General features: G+C 66.9%; 17 protein-coding genes. 8 read left to right on the forward strand and 9 right to left on the reverse strand.

Annotation, left to right across the window (positions count from 1 at the left end):
- The first annotated feature begins 14 nt into the window (after positions 1–14).
- The 5 genes from rfbB to EPN51_RS27875 all read left to right on the forward strand — a co-directional run bounded on the left by rfbB (position 15) and on the right by EPN51_RS27875 (position 5,434).
- Positions 15–1,010: a dTDP-glucose 4,6-dehydratase gene (rfbB, locus tag EPN51_RS27855; protein ID WP_293049099.1), complete on the forward strand. Its 996-nt coding sequence runs from the start codon at positions 15–17 to the stop codon at positions 1,008–1,010.
- 1 nt (position 1,011) lies between these two features.
- Positions 1,012–1,629: a dTDP-4-dehydrorhamnose 3,5-epimerase gene (gene rfbC, locus EPN51_RS27860; protein ID WP_293049100.1), complete on the forward strand. Its 618-nt coding sequence runs from the start codon at positions 1,012–1,014 to the stop codon at positions 1,627–1,629.
- Between the two features lie 236 nt (positions 1,630–1,865).
- Entirely contained in the window at positions 1,866–2,987 is a 1,122-nt protein-coding gene (locus EPN51_RS27865; RefSeq protein ID WP_293049101.1) for an acyltransferase, read from the forward strand.
- Positions 2,988–3,104: 117 nt separating this feature from the next.
- A complete protein-coding gene (locus EPN51_RS27870) occupies positions 3,105–4,241 on the forward strand; it encodes an acyltransferase (protein WP_293049102.1) in 1,137 nt (378 codons plus the stop codon).
- A 101-nt stretch (positions 4,242–4,342) separates the two neighbouring features.
- A complete protein-coding gene (locus tag EPN51_RS27875) occupies positions 4,343–5,434 on the forward strand; it encodes an acyltransferase (RefSeq protein WP_293049103.1) in 1,092 nt (363 codons plus the stop codon).
- Here the strand turns inward: EPN51_RS27875 and EPN51_RS27880 are convergent.
- The 6 genes from EPN51_RS27880 to EPN51_RS27905 form a co-directional block, all read right to left on the reverse strand.
- Positions 5,367–5,750, reverse strand: a complete 384-nt coding sequence (locus tag EPN51_RS27880) for a hypothetical protein (RefSeq protein ID WP_293049104.1) — start codon at positions 5,748–5,750, stop codon at positions 5,367–5,369. The genes EPN51_RS27875 and EPN51_RS27880 overlap by 68 nt on opposite strands.
- A complete protein-coding gene (locus tag EPN51_RS27885) occupies positions 5,750–6,676 on the reverse strand; it encodes a metallophosphoesterase (protein WP_293049105.1) in 927 nt (308 codons plus the stop codon). The genes EPN51_RS27880 and EPN51_RS27885 overlap by 1 nt, the downstream gene beginning before the upstream one ends.
- Complete coding sequence (locus tag EPN51_RS27890) at positions 6,673–7,059, reverse strand: cupredoxin family copper-binding protein (protein ID WP_293049106.1); 387 nt, start codon at positions 7,057–7,059, stop codon at positions 6,673–6,675. The genes EPN51_RS27885 and EPN51_RS27890 overlap by 4 nt, the downstream gene beginning before the upstream one ends.
- A gap of 41 nt (positions 7,060–7,100) precedes the next feature.
- Positions 7,101–7,799 (reverse strand): Rieske (2Fe-2S) protein, encoded by a 699-nt coding sequence (locus EPN51_RS27895; protein WP_293049107.1) that lies wholly within the window; start codon positions 7,797–7,799, stop codon positions 7,101–7,103.
- Positions 7,796–8,311, reverse strand: a complete 516-nt coding sequence (locus EPN51_RS27900; protein WP_293049152.1) for an RNA polymerase sigma factor — start codon at positions 8,309–8,311, stop codon at positions 7,796–7,798. Before EPN51_RS27900 ends, EPN51_RS27895 begins: the two co-directional genes overlap by 4 nt.
- Positions 8,312–8,388: 77 nt before the next feature.
- A complete protein-coding gene (locus EPN51_RS27905; RefSeq protein WP_293049108.1) occupies positions 8,389–9,852 on the reverse strand; it encodes an NAD(P)/FAD-dependent oxidoreductase in 1,464 nt (487 codons plus the stop codon).
- Positions 9,853–9,966: 114 nt separating this feature from the next.
- On the opposite strand from EPN51_RS27905, the gene EPN51_RS27910 reads away from it, so the two are divergent.
- Genes EPN51_RS27910 through mmsB form a run of 3 tightly spaced genes read left to right on the forward strand, consistent with a single transcriptional unit; the run spans position 9,967 to position 13,567 of the window.
- Positions 9,967–11,487: a CoA-acylating methylmalonate-semialdehyde dehydrogenase gene (locus EPN51_RS27910; RefSeq protein ID WP_293049109.1), complete on the forward strand. Its 1,521-nt coding sequence runs from the start codon at positions 9,967–9,969 to the stop codon at positions 11,485–11,487.
- Between the two features lie 13 nt (positions 11,488–11,500).
- The gene (locus EPN51_RS27915; RefSeq protein ID WP_293049110.1) at positions 11,501–12,667 is read left to right on the forward strand and encodes an acyl-CoA dehydrogenase family protein; all 1,167 of its coding nucleotides are present in this window, start codon (positions 11,501–11,503) and stop codon (positions 12,665–12,667) included.
- 12 nt (positions 12,668–12,679) lie between these two features.
- Positions 12,680–13,567, forward strand: coding sequence for a 3-hydroxyisobutyrate dehydrogenase (gene mmsB, locus EPN51_RS27920; protein WP_293049111.1), 888 nt, complete (start codon positions 12,680–12,682; stop codon positions 13,565–13,567).
- Positions 13,568–13,644: 77 nt separating this feature from the next.
- Here the strand turns inward: mmsB and EPN51_RS27925 are convergent, their stop codons facing one another.
- From EPN51_RS27925 to EPN51_RS27935, 3 genes are read right to left on the reverse strand one after another with little or no spacing between them, the layout of a single operon-like run.
- Positions 13,645–14,151 carry a MarR family transcriptional regulator gene (locus tag EPN51_RS27925; protein WP_293049112.1) on the reverse strand — a complete coding sequence of 169 codons (507 nt, stop codon included), beginning with the start codon at positions 14,149–14,151 and terminating at the stop codon, positions 13,645–13,647.
- 8 nt (positions 14,152–14,159) lie between these two features.
- On the reverse strand, positions 14,160–15,230 hold the full coding sequence (locus EPN51_RS27930) for an aminotransferase class I/II-fold pyridoxal phosphate-dependent enzyme (protein ID WP_293049113.1): 1,071 nt from the start codon (positions 15,228–15,230) through the stop codon (positions 14,160–14,162).
- Entirely contained in the window at positions 15,230–16,249 is a 1,020-nt protein-coding gene (locus tag EPN51_RS27935) for a 3-oxoacyl-[acyl-carrier-protein] synthase III C-terminal domain-containing protein (RefSeq protein ID WP_293049114.1), read from the reverse strand. The genes EPN51_RS27930 and EPN51_RS27935 overlap by 1 nt, the downstream gene beginning before the upstream one ends.
- Positions 16,250–16,251 lie beyond the last annotated feature (2 nt).

Below are 16,251 nucleotides of genomic sequence, written 5' to 3' on the forward strand. Positions count from 1 at the left end.
TTAGGGTTTGGGGCATGCGGTTACTGGTCACCGGCGGCGCTGGTTTCATCGGCGCCAATTTCGTGCACAGCACCGTTCGCGAACACCCCGAGGACTCCGTGACGGTGCTCGATTCCCTGACCTATGCGGGTCGGCGCGAGTCGCTGGCCGGCGTCGAGGACGCGATCACGCTGGTGGTCGGCGACATCACCGACGCCGAGCTGGTGTCGCGGCTGGTCGCCGAATCCGACGCCGTGGTGCATTTCGCCGCGGAGAGCCACGTCGACAATGCGCTGGCAGGCCCCGAGCCGTTCCTGCACACCAACGTTGTCGGCACCTTCACCATCCTCGAAGCGGCGCGACGTTACGGTGTGCGGCTGCACCACATCTCGACCGACGAGGTCTACGGCGACCTGGAGCTCGACGACCCCCAGCGGTTCACCGAGGCGACGCCGTACAACCCGTCCAGCCCGTATTCGGCGACCAAGGCCGCCGCCGACATGCTGGTACGGGCCTGGGTGCGCTCGTATGGGGTGCGCGCGACGATCTCGAACTGCTCCAACAACTACGGGCCATATCAGCACGTCGAGAAGTTCATCCCGCGGCAGATCACCAACGTACTCACCGGGCGGCGACCCAAGCTGTACGGCACCGGCGCCAACGTGCGCGACTGGATCCACGTCGACGACCACAACAGCGCGGTCCGGCGCATCCTGGACAAGGGCGAGATCGGGCGCACGTATTTGATCAGCTCCGAAGGTGAGCGCGACAACCTGACCGTGCTGCGGACGCTGCTGCAGATGATGGGCCGCGAGCCCGACGATTTCGACCACGTCACCGATCGCGCCGGTCACGACCTGCGCTACGCCATCGACCCGTCGACACTGTACGACGAATTATGTTGGGCGCCAAAGCATACCGATTTTGAGGAGGGGCTGCGTGAGACCATTGACTGGTATCGCGCGAACGAATCGTGGTGGCGTCCCTTGAAAGACGCCTCGGAAGCCCGTTACGAAGAACGTGGGCAGTGACATGAAAGCCCGCGAACTGAAAGTTCCCGGCGCCTGGGAGATCAGCCCCACCGTCCATGGCGATTCGCGCGGCCATTTCTTCGAATGGCTCACCGACACGGGATTCAACTCCTTCGCCGGTCACCGGTTGGACGTCCGGCAAGCCAATTGCTCGGTGTCGTCGGCGGGCGTGCTGCGCGGACTGCACTTCGCCCAGGTACCGCCGAGCCAGGCCAAGTACGTGACCTGCGTGCGCGGTGCGGTGTTCGACGTCGTCGTCGACATCCGTTTGGGTTCACCGACATTCGGCCAGTGGGACTCGGTGTTGCTCGACGATTCCGAGCACCGGACAATTTACCTCTCCGAGGGCCTGGGGCATGGATTCCTGGCGTTACAAGACAATTCGACGGTGATGTATTTGTGCTCGGCGGAATACAACCCGCAGCGCGAACACACGATTTGCGCGACCGATCCGGCGCTGGGAATCGACTGGCCACTGGTGGACGGCGCGCCACCCAGCCTGTCCGACCGCGACGCCGCGGCCCCCAGCTTCGAAGAAGTGCGTGCCTCCGGCCTGCTTCCCACCTGGGAGGAGACGAAGGCGTTCGTCGACGGCCTGCGGGCAAAGCCGGCGAATTGACGCGGTGAACGGCGCGCCATTCACCGCGACGTGCTTTATCCCGCAACATTCTTGGCGCTCACGAGCGCAAAATCGCATCGATTGCCCGAGCGATTTATTGGACATGTATCGATTAGCCCTCTCCTCGCGGCCACCGAGTGGGCCAGTACCGTAAACCGGCCCTGTTCGGCCGTGGGTGACGATAGGATGTCGCCGATGATGCCGATGACGCCCTGTTCGGATGGCGGGAAGCGCAAATGAAAATCGGGGAGGTTTTCGATCCGCGAAGTAATGCGCTGAACGCATGGCGGTTAGCGCTCGCGGCCGAGGTCATCTTTTGGCACACCTTTCCGATCCGGGGTCATCTCCCTTCGTTGCGGGCCGTTCTGCAGCTGCTGCTCTGCGTCGGCGTGGACGGGTTTTTCGCGATCTCGGGGTTCCTCATCACCGCGAGTTGGATCAGTAACCCACGGCTGCGTGCTTACCTCGCCGCTCGCGCTCTTCGCATCCTGCCCGGCTTCTACGTCTGCATGATCGTGACAGCCTTCGTGTTCGCCCCGCTCAGCGTGGCGATCCAAGGTGGTTCGGCCGCCAGGCTGCTGTTCTCCTTCGCTCCATTCGAGTACGTCCTGAAAAACATTGCGGTGATGTGGCTCAAGCCCGACGTCGGAGGCACCCCGCTCGGCATTCCCAACGCCGGCATCTGGAACGCGTCCCTGTGGTCACTCTTCTGGGAAGTGATGTGCTACCTCGTCGTTGCCGTTATCGGCGTGGCCGGACTCGCCAACCGCCGGTGGATTTCCCCGGCGATCCTGGTGGCGGCAGCGATCGGGGCGTCGATGATGCCACCCGTCACCTTCCCCGAGGTGTTCAATCGGCCGACGGGCAACGTGGGCACCGTCATCATCTTCCTGGCGTGCCGCGCAGCGATCATGTTTGCGGCGGGAGCGCTGCTGTATCAGTGGCGCGATGTCATTCCCGCTCGCTGGTCGCTAGTCGCGGTCAGTGTGGTCATCGTGCTGGTGGCCGGCCAGCTGCCGGACTACCGGGTGGTCGCCGCCGTCCCGCTCGCGTACGCCGTCGTCGTCTCCGGCTCTCTCCTGCACAACAAGCGCCTCAGATTGCGCACGGACCTGTCCTACGGCATGTACATCTACGCCTATCCGACCCAGCAGCTTTTGGCCGTCCTCGGGCTGCTCAGCCTCAACCCGTTCGTGTTCTGTCTCGCCGTGGCCGTAGCTACCCTGCCGCTGGCCGCGGCGAGCTGGTTCCTGATCGAAAAGCCGGCGAGGTCGCTGAAATCGCGTCTCCAACGCAGATCCGCCGGTACCCGCGAGGCGGCGATGGCGGCGCCCCCGGAGGTCCCGGGCACGGCATAACTTCGGTCGCTACATCGCAAGGACTCAAATGACGGCTCCACCGATCGCAATCGCCCACCGGCACCCGGCCGATACGATGGCGCAGACGGCGCGTGGAGTAACGGGTGGCGGAGGCTAATGAAGCTAGGGCAGGTATTCGATCCGCGAAGAAACGCGCTCAACGCACTTCGGTTGGCGCTGGCGGCCGAGGTGATGCTGTTCCACTCCTGGCCGATCACGGGCCACATGCCACCGCATGCGACTCTGCAGCTTTTCTTCTCGGTGGGCGTTGACGGGTTCTTCGCGATCTCCGGCTTCCTCATCACCCGGAGTTGGATCACCGACCCGCGACTGCGGGACTACCTCACCGCCCGCGCCCTTCGCATCCTGCCCGGCTTCTACGTCTGCCTGATCGTGACCGCGTTCGTCTTCGCCCCGCTCAGCGTGGCGATCCAGGGCGGCTCGGCCGCCAAGCTGCTGGGGTCCACCGCACCGCTCGAGTACGTCCTGAAGAACAGCGCGGTGGCCTATTTGCAGCACGACGTCGGCGGCACCCCGCGCGACGTACCGGGCGGAGACGCCTGGAATGGCTCCCTGTGGTCACTGATCTGGGAACTGTTGTGCTATCTCGTCGTTGCCGGCATCGGCGTGGCGGGCCTCGCCAATCGCCGGTGGATTTCACCCGCCATCCTGGTTCTGGCGACGGGTCTGGCATTGGTACTGCCGCCCTTGACATTCCCGGGGGTATGGACCATCCCGCAGCTCGCGGTGCGCTCGGCCATCATGTTTTCGGCCGGCGCCGCCATGTACCAATGGCGCGACGTGATCCCCGCCCGATGGTCGCTCGTCGCGGTCTGCATCGTCATCGTGCTGGCGGCCAGCCGGTTGCCCGATTACCGGGTCGTCGGCGCCCTGCCGCTGGCCTACGCCGTCATCGTGTCCGGTGCCCTGCTGCAGAGCGATCGGTTGCGACTGCGCACCGATCTGTCCTACGGCGTCTACATCTACGCGTTCCCAGTCCAGCAGTTGCTGGGCGTCTGTGGGCTCGCGGCGGTTCTCTATCCGCCCGTGTTCTTTCTCGTTGCGGTGGTGGCCACGCTGCCGCTGGCCGCGGCGAGCTGGTTCCTCATCGAAAAGCCCTCGATGTCTCTCAAACGCCGGCTCCGGCGCAAGTGGGCCGCGCCCGTCGTCTCCAGCGGCGACGAAGCCCGCCCCGCCGACAAAGCCGAGGCCATGGCCGACCAGCCCGCGCCGAAGGCCCAGGACACCGCCTAGCCACGAATCGGTCCGCGCCGACAAAGCCCGCGAAAGCTCTCGGCCCCTGGCCCAGCGGCGGTAGTATGCCGCCGGGCGGGGGCACGACGGGGCGGTGGCCGATGACCCTCGGACAGGTATTCGATGGGCGGAACAACGCGCTGAATGCGTGGCGGCTGGTGCTGGCGGCCGAAGTCATGCTGTGGCACTGCTGGCCCATCACGAACCGCCTGCCCCCGGCGGTGACGCTGCAACTTCTGTTCTCGATAGGGGTGGACGGGTTCTTCGCGATCTCGGGATTCCTCATCTCCAGGAGTTGGCTCGACGACCCGCGAGTCCGCGACTTTCTCACCGCCCGCGCCCTGCGGATCCTTCCCGGCTACTACGTCTGCCTCATCGTGACGGCGTTTGTCTTCGCCCCGCTGAGTGTGGCGATCCGGGGCGGATCGGTCGGCAAGCTATTGTCTTCCGGCGCGCCGCTCGAATACCTCCTGAAAAACAGCGCGGTGGCTTACGTCCATCTAGACGTCGGCGGAACACCAAGCGGGGTAACACATTCCGGGCTCTGGAACGGTTCGCTGTGGTCCCTGGGCTGGGAAGTGATCTGCTACCTCGCCGTCGCCGGTATCGGTTTGGCGGGTCTGGCCAATCACCGGTGGGTTTCTCCGGCGATCCTGGTCCTGGCCACGGGTCTGGCAACGGCGGTACCGCCGATGACGTTTCCGGGGGTGTGGACCATCCCGCAGATCGCCGTGCGCTCGGCGATCATGTTCGCCGCCGGAGCCGTGATCTACCAGTGGAAAGAGGTGATCCCCGCCCGGTGGTCGCTGGTCGGGGTGAGCGTCGTCATCGTGCTGGCGGCCAGCCGGCTGCCCGATTACCGGGTGGTCGCCGCCCTGCCGCTGGCCTACGCGATCATCGTGTCCGGAGCCTTGCTGAAGAGCAGCCGCTTGAGACTGCGTACGGATCTGTCCTACGGCGTGTACATCTACGCGTTCCCGGTCCAGCAGTTGCTGGCTGTGTGCGGGGTTGCGACGCAGCTACCTCCGGTCGTGTTTTTTATGGTCGCCGCGGTCGCCACCCTACCGCTCGCTGCGACAAGCTGGTTCCTCATCGAGAAGCCCTCGATGTCACTCAAGCGCCGACTCAAACGGAAGTGGTCGGACCGCGCCAAGGCCGACGTCGAGCACCCTGCCACCACAGCGCCACGGTGAGCACTTCAGCGCCCACGCTGATGACCGCGTACGGTGCTGGGTCCCAACCCCGTTCGGAAAAGCCGGAAAGCCCCACGGTCCGCGACAGCGCGAACGCGACCAGCGAACCGGCCGCCAGCGTCGCACCGGCCCAGCGCAGCCATCCGGGACCACCGACCAGAATCAGCAGGGCGATCGCCAACGAGCCACTGGCCTGAACCAGAAATCCGATGCCGATGGTTGGGATATGTTGGTAGCCATGGACATAGAGGTAGGCGTGGCTGGCGGCGCTGATGGCCAGCGACGTGGCGAGTCCGACCCGGACCAGGATACCCATCACTGCAACGTCCGCTCTTTCAGCGCCAGAGCGGTCTGTCCCCTGGTGTAACTGACCTCGCGGATGCCCAGTGCGTCGCGCAGCCTGCCGGCCGGCAGTGTCACCGGTTTCGGCGCCGGCCCGTCACCGGGATGCGGCAGCGGGTAGGCGGTGGTGGTCCCGCTGTAGAAAGCCACGTTGCCTTCCATTTTGGAAAACAGTTGGTGGACATGGCCGTTGAGGCATGTGACGGACGAGAACCGGCGCAGGTAGCTCAGCGCCCGGGTGGCATCGTCGGTGCCCCAGCCCCATTGCGGGTACATCGCGAACAACGGGATGTGACTGAACACGATGATCGGAGTATCACTCGACAGACGGGCCACGTCCTTCTCGACGAACCCCAGCTGATCCACACCCAGATGACCCAGCTTGCGCAGGTTCAACGTGTTGACCAGCGCGATGAGGTGCACACCGGCGACGTCAAGGCTGTACCAGCCGTCACCAACAGCGCCCGCCCCGAAGGTGTTTCGGTACTTGCGCCCCGCGTCATCGATCGAATCGTGCTCGCCGGGCACAGTGAACACCTGCGGCGTCTTCACCTCACTCATCATCTGCTTCACCTGGTCGAACTGTTCGGGGCTGGACAGGTGCGTGAGGTCGCCGGTGTGGATGACGAAATCCGGTGTGTAGCCGAGGTTGTTGACCTTTTCGATCGCGTGGCGAAACGTTGCGGCGACGTCCGTGTTGGGCGCACCGGTGAAACCGAGGTGACTGTCGCTGACTTGGGCGAACCGCAGGGTGGGCTGGACGTGTGCGCGCTGTGCCGCCGCCTCCCCGGCGACATGCGAGATGACCTCGCCGCCGGCCACGGCGAACCCGACCGCCGCCCCGAACCACGCCGAATGCCGGATGAGCTGGCGCCGGGTCATGCCCTTCGGGTCCCTCATCCCGTCACCACCACGGTGCCGCGCATCATCGGGTGGATCGAGCAGACGTAGTCGAAAGTCCCGGCGGTGGAAAAGATGTGGGCGAAGATGGCTCCCGTTCCCATACCGGGTGAGTGGAAGGAGCCGTCACTGGCCGCGACCGTATGGGGTTCTTCGTCGCGGTTGGTCCAGGTGACGGTGGTCCCGGCGGGCACCGTCAGGGTGACCGGCGCGAAGGCGAAGCCGTCGATGGCGACCTGGTCGGCACCGGCGGGCCGGGGCGGTGCGGTGATCGACATCTCGGTGGTGGGTGCGCCGGTGGTCGCCACGGGCCGGGACTGGCCACAACCGGCCGATGTCAGCACGCCCACGGCCAGCACGGCCGCCAAAAGTCTTCGTCGCATGGGGATATCCATGCCCAGGGATAGGGCGGTGGGTTACACCGTCAGGCGGGGCGCGCCGGGGCGAACACCTCGATGACCCCGTTGGCCTCCCGGACCATCAATGCGGGCAACGGTTTCGGTGCGATCGGCAGCTGGTGGGTGAGCACCTCTCCGCTGGGCGAGAACGACGTGGTGTGGCAGGGGCAGCGCAGCGTGTCATCCGGCGCGTCGAACCACAGCTTGCACCCCTGATGGGTGCACACCCCGGATATCGCTTGCACTTTGCCGTCGACGCGCCGGACGAATCCGGTCACCGAACCCAGATCGAAGGGATGCATGACGCCGTCGGGCACGTCCGAACCGGCCGCGACGCGCTGCCAGCTTCCATCGTTGGGGGTGAGTTGCCCGGTGGCGCTGTCCGGGGCGCGCCGTTGACCGTATTGACCGGCGATCACGGCCCGATCGAGGGAAACCGCGGCGACCGCGGCCGTCGCGGCGGCCGACGTCCCGACGATGACCTGGCGGCGCGTGCTACCGCGTCCGGAAGCCGTTTCCGTTGGCACGCCTGAGATCTGCTCGCCGAGCCGGCGGTGCAGATCGGAGACGAATTCCGGCCGCGGTTCGTCATCCCCGCCGCGAGCCGCCCGCAACTCGATGGCCGTGCGCAGCTGCGCCGCCTCGAAGTCGTCGGGCGCGAACGACCTGGGCCGGCGCCCCCGCAACAGATCGTCGACATAGCGTCGCAACCCCCGCGCATTCATGGCTGGCCCCCATCGTTGACCTGCGCCGCCAGCCGCAGGGCGCGGTGCTGGAGCACTTTGGCATTGGCCACGCTGATCCCGAGTTCCGCGGCGGACTCCTTGATCGAATTACCCCGCAGAAAGCGCGATTCCAGAATCTGGCGATAGCGATCCGGCAGGTTGTCCAGAACCCGGGCCACGCGCTGCGGCGCGGTGCTGATCGCATCCTGGCTGTCGGCTGGTTGTTCGATGTCCTCGATCGAGGTTATCTCCCGTCCCAAGGTCTCGCGCCAGTGTGCGGCCAGCACCGTCCTGGCCGTGGCCCGCAGGTAGGCACGGACCTCCCCCACGCTCACGGTCAGGCGCAGCGGGCGCAGCGCGGCGAGGAACACCTCGGCGGTGAGGTCTTCCGCGTCGGTCCGGTTGCCGACCCGCGCGAACAGCGTGCGGTACACCCAGCTCACGTTGTCGGAGTACACGGCTTCCCAGTCCGGGTAGTCGGCCTCATGGCCACTGCCGGGTACCGCACGCAGGGGTCGCGGCCCGACGGGTTCGTTTCTTGCCGCCACATGCCTCCTTCACCCGATCAATATCGGCTCGGGTTACACCCTCAGGGCGCTGCGAGTGCGGCGTCGTCGGCCATCAGCCGGTCGAGCTTGGTGGCGGTGGCGGAAAAGACGGACTTGGCGATGCTCAGTATCCGATCCCGGACCCGGGGCTTGGCCGACGCCGACGGCAGCAGGTGGCCGATCAGGTGACCGAAAAGGTCCAGGCGCGCCGTGAACAACCACGACATCAACTCCGGGTCGTCGAACCAGCGCAGCTGGTTGCTGTAGTCGGACAGCGCCAGCCGTAACCAGTCGGCGTCGGTGTCCGGATGCGGCAAGGGCACACAGAGCCCGTTTTTCCGCGAGTCGTCGCGGTACGCGGCCTCCACGTGAGCGATCAGCGCCGCGCTGAAGATCTGCTGGCAGCCGCGCACGCTCTGCAGCGTGATGCGACCGGAATCGAAAATCGGCGTGGCGGGCCGCTTTTCGGCACCGTCGGCGGTGCAGTCGATGTAGAGCCCGCGGCCGTTGACCGCCACCGCGCCCCGGTCGAGGACCATCTTGTCCGCCTCGATGGCCAGCAGGTGGCCCATGCGCACCACGTCGGTGATTCGTCGCAGCTGCTCGAGTTCGAGCCGGGTGACGGTCGCGCAGCGATACATCGCGGGCCGGGTCGCCGGATCGATCCGCAGCAGCAGGCCGGCATCCTCGAGGCGGGCGAACAGATCGGGCACCGACACGGCGTCGTTGATGGCGCGCAGTTGCGCGGTGAAGCTCGCCTTGATCTTCTCGGCGAACAACGAGCCGGGCTGCATCGTCTCGCGGTCCAACAGCCAGGAATCGCGGGGCATGATCCAGGTGAGCCGGTCGGGGTCGATGCCTTGACCCAGCAGCCACAGGCAGGTGTCGATGCCGGTCTTGCCGGCCCCGACGACGACGTAGCGCTCGTAGGGACCGCGCCCCGGCAGGTCGCCGGGCGCGACGCAATCGATGCCGGTCGCGACCCGATACGGCGGCGGGCGCATCGCCGGGACCATGACACGCATGTAGGTGGCGTCGACGACGCGGCGCGCCACGCGGACGGTGTAGTCAGCGCCGGCGAGCGTGCGAAACCGGCCTTCACCACGGTCTTGGCCGAGGTATTCGCTCATCGGGAAGTAGCTGACCCGCCCGGTCGGCAACAGCTGCCGGCGCATGATGTGGTCGTAGTACGCGCAGATCTCCCCGGCGGTCGCCAATTTGTAAAGGCCCTGGTTCCAACCGACTTGGTCGATGGAGTCACCGCCCAGTCGCAGCGAGTTGACGCCGTAGAACACCGACGGCTGGTGCAGCCGCACGAACGGGTAGGCCATGGTCCAGTGCCCACCGGGCGCATGGTTGCGGTCCACCACCACGATGCGGGCCTGCGTCGCCGAGGTCACCGAGGTCTCTGAGGTCACCGAGGTCTCCGTGACCAGCGCGTCGATGAACGCCATGCCCATGGCGCCCGCGCCGACCACCAGGTAGTCGGCCTCGATGGTGTGCATACAGCTGTCAGGCTAGCCCGCTACCCACCTTGCCAAGGCCGTATCCAAGTTACTAGGATATGCAAGTATCCGCTCACCTCCGCTTCAGCGCCGTCAACCACATTCGAGGGCCTCATGACCACACAGATTCCGCACTTCATCGATGGGCAGCGCACCGCCGGCCGGTCCGGCCGCACCGCTGACGTCTTCGACCCCAGCACCGGGGGCGTCCAGGCGCAGGTGCCGATGGCCGGCCAGGCCGATATCGACGCCGCGGTGGCGTCGGCCATCGAGGCCCAAAAGGGTTGGGCCGCAATGAATCCCCAGCGCCGCGCCCGGGTGATGATGCGTTTCATCGAGCTGGTCAACAAGAACATGGACGAGCTGGCCGAGCTGCTGTCGCGCGAGCACGGCAAGACCCTGCCCGACGCCAAGGGCGACATTCAGCGCGGCATCGAGGTCATCGAGTTCTCCATCGGCATCCCGCACCTGCTCAAGGGCGAATACAGCGAGGGCGCCGGACCGGGCATCGACGTCTACTCGCTGCGCCAGCCGCTGGGCGTGGTCGCCGGCATCACCCCGTTCAACTTCCCGGCGATGATCCCCCTGTGGAAGGCCGGCCCGGCGCTGGCCTGCGGCAACGCGTTCGTGCTCAAGCCCAGCGAGCGCGACCCGTCGGTCCCGGTGCGTCTCGCCGAACTCTTCGTCGAAGCGGGCCTGCCGCCGGGCGTGTTCCAGGTCGTGCACGGCGACAAGGAGGCCGTTGACGCCATCCTGAACCACCCCGACATCGCGGCGGTCGGGTTCGTCGGCAGCTCCGACATCGCCCAGTACATCTACGCCGGGGCCGCCGCCACCGGCAAGCGGTCGCAGTGCTTCGGCGGCGCCAAGAACCACATGATCGTGATGCCCGACGCCGACCTGGACCAGGCCGTCGACGCGCTGATCGGCGCCGGATACGGCAGCGCCGGCGAACGCTGCATGGCGATCAGCGTCGCGGTGCCGGTCGGTGAGCAGACCGCGGACCGGCTGCGGGCCCGGCTCATCGAGCGGATCAACAACCTGCGGGTGGGCCACAGCCTGGACCCCAAGGCCGACTACGGTCCGCTGGTGACCGAGGCCGCGGTGGCGAAGGTGCGCGACTACATCGGCCAGGGTGTCGACGCGGGCGCCGAATTGGTCATCGACGGCCGCGAACGCGCCAGCGACGACCTGACTTTCGGTGACGCCAACCTCGAAGGCGGCTTCTTCATCGGGCCGACCCTGTTCGACCACGTCACCCCGGACATGTCGATCTACACCGACGAGATCTTCGGGCCCGTCCTGTGCATCGTTCGTGCCCATGACTACGAGGAGGCGCTGCGGCTTCCCTCGGAGCACGAGTACGGCAACGGCGTGGCCGTCTTCACCCGCGACGGCGACACCGCGCGCGACTTCGTCGCCCGCGTCCAGGTCGGCATGGTCGGTGTCAACGTGCCGATCCCGGTGCCGGTGGCCTACCACACCTTCGGCGGCTGGAAGCGCTCCGGCTTCGGCGACCTCAACCAGCACGGGCCCTCGTCGATCCTCTTCTACACCAAGACCAAGACCGTGACCCAGCGGTGGCCGTCCGGCATCAAGGACGGCGCCGAATTCGTCATTCCCACAATGGATTAGGGCAGCATGCCTCATGGCTTCCTTTACCCTCGACGACGACGAGCGGGTGATCACCGAGACGGCCGCCGCGTTCGCCGCCAAACGCATCGCCCCGTACACCCTGGAATGGGATGCGGCCAAACACTTTCCGACCGACGTGCTGCGTGAATCGGCCGAACTGGGCATGGCGGCGATCTACTGTCGCGACGACGTCGGCGGCAGCGGGCTGCGCCGGCTCGACGGGGTCCGCATCTTCGAGCAGCTGGCCATCGCCGACCCGGTTACCGCGGCGTTCCTGTCGATCCACAACATGTGCGCGTGGATGATCGACACCTTCGGTACCGGCGAACAACGCAAGCTGTGGGTTCCGCGGCTGGCGTCGATGGACGTCATCGCCAGTTACTGCCTGACCGAGCCCGGCGCGGGGTCCGACGCCAGCGCGTTGAGCACCCGCGCCGTCAGGCAGGGCTCGGATTACGTGCTCGACGGCGTCAAGCAGTTCATCTCCGGCGCGGGGGCCTCGGACGTCTATGTGGTGATGGCCAGGACCGGCAGCGAGGGTCCGCGCGGCATCTCGGCGTTTGTCATCGAAAAGGACACTCCCGGGCTGAGTTTCGGCGCGCTCGAGGAGAAGATGGGCTGGCATGCCCAGCCCACCGCGCAGGTGATCCTGGAAGGGGTGCGGGTGCCCGCCGACGCGATGCTGGGCGGCCTGGACGGTGAGGGCGCGGGATTCGGCATCGCGATGAACGGCCTCAACGGCGGCCGGCTCAACATCGCCGCATGCTCACTGGGCGGCGGCCAGGCCGCCTCCGACAAGGCCGGGGCCTACGTCCGCGATCGGCAGGCGTTCGGGTCGTCCCTGCTCGACGAGCCGACCATCCGGTTCGCCCTGGCCGACATGGCCACCGGCCTGGAAACCTCGCGAATGATGTTGTGGCGGGCCGCCAATGCGCTGGACACCGACGATCCCGACAAGGTCGAGTTGTGCGCGATGGCCAAGCGCTACGTCACCGACACCTGCTTCGAGGTCGCCGACAAAGCCCTGCAGCTGCACGGCGGCTACGGCTACCTGCGCGAGTATGGTCTGGAAAAGATCGTGCGCGACCTGCGGGTGCACCGAATCCTGGAAGGCACCAACGAAATCATGCGAGTGGTCATCGGTCGGGCCGAAGCAGCACGGGTCCGCGCAACCGCGTAGAAAGGTCTTCAGATGACCGAGCACCTGACGGTGGCCTTCCTGGGTCTGGGCCACATGGGCGGGCCCATGGCGGCCAATCTTGTTGCGGCCAAACATGCGGTGCGCGGATTCGATCCGGTGCCCGCCGCGCTGTCCGCGGCGACCGCGGCCGGCGTCACCGGATTCGACAGCGCCGCCGACGCGGTCACCGGGGCGGACGTGGTGATCACCATGCTGCCCAACGGCGAGCTGGTCAAACGCTGCTACGCGGACATTCTCCCCGCCGCGCGACCCGGCGCGCTGTTCATCGACAGCTCCACCATCTCGGTCGACGACGCCCGCGAGGTGCACGCGCTGGCGGAATCGCGCGGTGTCGCGCAGCTGGACGCGCCCGTCTCGGGCGGGGTGAAGGGCGCCGTCGCCGGGACGCTGGCGTTCATGGTCGGCGGTGACCCGGAAAGCCTGCAACGGGCGCGGCCGGTGCTGGAACCCATGGCGGGCAAGATCATCCACTGCGGCGCGGCCGGGGCCGGGCAGGCCGCCAAGGTGTGCAACAACATGGTGCTGGCGGTGCAGCAGATCGCGATCGGCGAGGCGTTCGTCTTGGCCGAGAAGCTCGGGTTGTCGGCGCAGTCCCTGTTCGACGTGATCACCGGGGCGACCGGAAACTGCTGGGCCGTGCACACCAATTGCCCGGTGCCGGGCCCGGTCCCGACCTCGCCGGCCAACAACGACTTCAAACCGGGCTTCGCGGCCGCGCTGATGAACAAGGACCTTCACCTGGCGATGGATGCGGTGTCCTCCAGCGGTTCGGCCGCCCCGCTAGGCCGGCACGCCGCCGAGATCTACGCGAAATTCGCCGCCGATCACGGTGATAAGGACTTCAGCGCGGTCATCGAGACGCTGCGAACGCCTCGTTAGCCCCGAACGTCGACCTGTTGTGGGAAATCAGCCGATTCGTCCCCACAACTCGACGTCGGGCGCGCCCGGGAACCGGCTCAGAAGTCACCCGCGTTGCGGCGCAACGTCTCGATCGATGACGCCAAGTCCTGCGATTCGGTGTCGGTCATGCCGAGATCGGCGAACACCTGCTTGTTGAGCGTGACGGTGGCGTCCTCGACCGTCGAGCGGCCCAGGTCGGTGATCCGCACCAGCGTGGTGCGCCCGTCGGTGGGGTGCGGCGCCCGCTGAACCAGCCCGTCGGCCTCCAGCCGGCGGATCGCGTGGGTCACGCTGGTGACGTGAACCTGCAGCCGGTCAGAGGCCTTGGTGATGGGCAGCGCGCCGGTCCGGCTGAACGCCAGCAGCCGCAGCAATTCGTATCGGGAGAAGCTCAGGTCGTAGGGACGCAACGCCGTCTCCACCCGGGCCAGCAGGATCTGGTGCGCACGCATCACCGACGTCACCGCGACCATGCCCGACGCCACGTCACCCCACCCGGCGCGCTCCCAGTTGGCGCGCGCCGCGGCGATGGGATCACGTTTGTCCGGTCGTGATTGCACCACGCCCCTTCTTACCGCACTTGGAGCCCAAGCGTGGCCTTTCCCAACGCCGACAGCACCGCCGTCGTCGATGCCCGGCCGCCCACCGTGATCCGCGCGCCACCGTCCGCGTAATACCGCACCCGCGGCCCACCGTCGCCGAAAACCTCACGCCACGGCCGACACTGCCTGTCCCCCCCACCCGTCGGCGACGGCAGATACATGAAATTCGCGTGCGCGTCGGTCGTGTATATCCCCATGGCGCTCAGCCGCATCCGGAGATAGCGGCGTTCGGCGGTGATCAACCGGATCCGTCGCGCCAGTTCGTTTTCCGCGGCATACGACGCCGCGACCGCAAGCAAACCGGTGATCGCGATGCCGAACGGCACCTGCTGGTGCCACAGCGCCGGTGCCAGCTCGGGAGACGCCACCGCATAACCGATCCGCAGCCCCGCCAGACCGTAGGCTTTGGAGAAGGTCCGCACCACCACCACGTTGGGGAAACGCGCGACCAATGCCGCCACGTCGAAACCGTGCTCGGGAGCGGTGAACTCGATATAGGCCTCGTCGAGCAGCACGACGGTGTCGCGCGGCACCCGGCGCAGAAACCGAACGACGGCGGCCGTGGGCTCCAGCGTGCCGGTCGGGTTGTGCGGCCGGCACAGGACGACGACGCGGGCGGTAGCGGCCGCGTCGGCCAGTGCGTCGAGGTCGTTGTGGCCGTGTGCGTCCAGCGCGACGAGCGACGAGTTCAGCCGTGCCATGTCCGCGACGATCGGATAACCGTCGAACGTCGGCGACGCCATCACGATCGTGTCACCCGGCGCGGTCAGCGCCTGCAGCGCCTGCAACACGACACCCGTCGCCCCCGCGCCCAGCACCACCCGGTCGGCGGGCACGCCGATGTGGCCGGCGATCACGTCGCGCAACCGCTCCGGCAGGAACTCCGGATACCGGTTCGCCGCGCACAGGGAACGAATCAAGGCCGAACGTACCGCCGGCAGCGGCGGGAACGGATTCTCGTTGAGCGACAAGGCAAACGGATCCACCGCGTTGGGCAGCGCATCGCAGATCTCGCCGGCCGCCAGGCCTCCGGGGTGCATCAGTCTCGCCCGCCCCAGCGCACCGCGGCGGCGCCAGCGAAGTCGCCGGCGTGCGCGAATGCCGCCATCATGACCACCTCGCCGGCGCCGAGCCGGCCATCGGCTATCGCGCGGTCCAGATTGATCGGGATCCCGGCACCGAACAGGTTGCCGCACTCGTCAAAAGTGTCGACGTGCCTGGATTCGGGCAACTCGAGCGCGTCACGCCAATTGCGCAGAAACGCCCTGTTCGGCTGGTTGGTGACCAGCAAGCCGATGTCTTTGGCGGACAACCCGATTCGACCGCACACCGCCAGTGCCACTTCGGGAACCTGCCGGTTGCCGCGGGCCAGCACCTTGGTGATCTTGCTTTCGGTGAAACCGATGCTGCCCTCGCCGGGACCCGCCTGCCACCACTTGCGCGGCGGATCGTAGGAAAGCGCCATCTCGCCCGCATACTCACCGTAGGTGCGGCACTCGACATCGAGAATCGGCGACTGCTCGCTCACCGCGACCAGTCCCACCGCCGCCCCGTCGCCGGGCACCGCCGACTGCGCCTTGCGGCGAATCGTCGGTTGGTCGAAGAATTGTCCGGCCGCATTCTGCGCGATGGCGATGAGCGCGGTGCGCCCGTCGCCCGCCGACAACAATTTACGGGCCACGTTGAGCGCCAACACAAATGCGGCGCAGCCGCCGTTGTTCAGGTCGAGCACCCAGGACGGCCGCATACCCAGCCGATGCGCGATGCTGCCACCTTGGCCGTAGAACGCCATGTCGGGTACCTGAGTGTGCGTGATCAGCACGTCGGCGCCTTCGATGACGTCGTGGCCGTGCCGCTCGATCAGGCCATGGGCCGCGCGTTCGATCATGTCGACTGAACTCTCGTCCGCACCGACGTGATGGCGAAACTTCGGGGCGCGGAACATCACGTTGTCGCGCAGGTCGTCGGATTCGGCGAATCGCGCGTAGTAGTCGGCGGGGATCGGCTCGCCCGGCAGATACGTGGAGACGTCGATCAGGCTGACGCTTGGCTTACCCATGG

This window comes from Mycobacterium sp., from assembly GCF_004298145.1.
In the GTDB taxonomy this organism is placed as follows: Bacteria; Actinomycetota; Actinomycetes; order Mycobacteriales; family Mycobacteriaceae; genus Mycobacterium.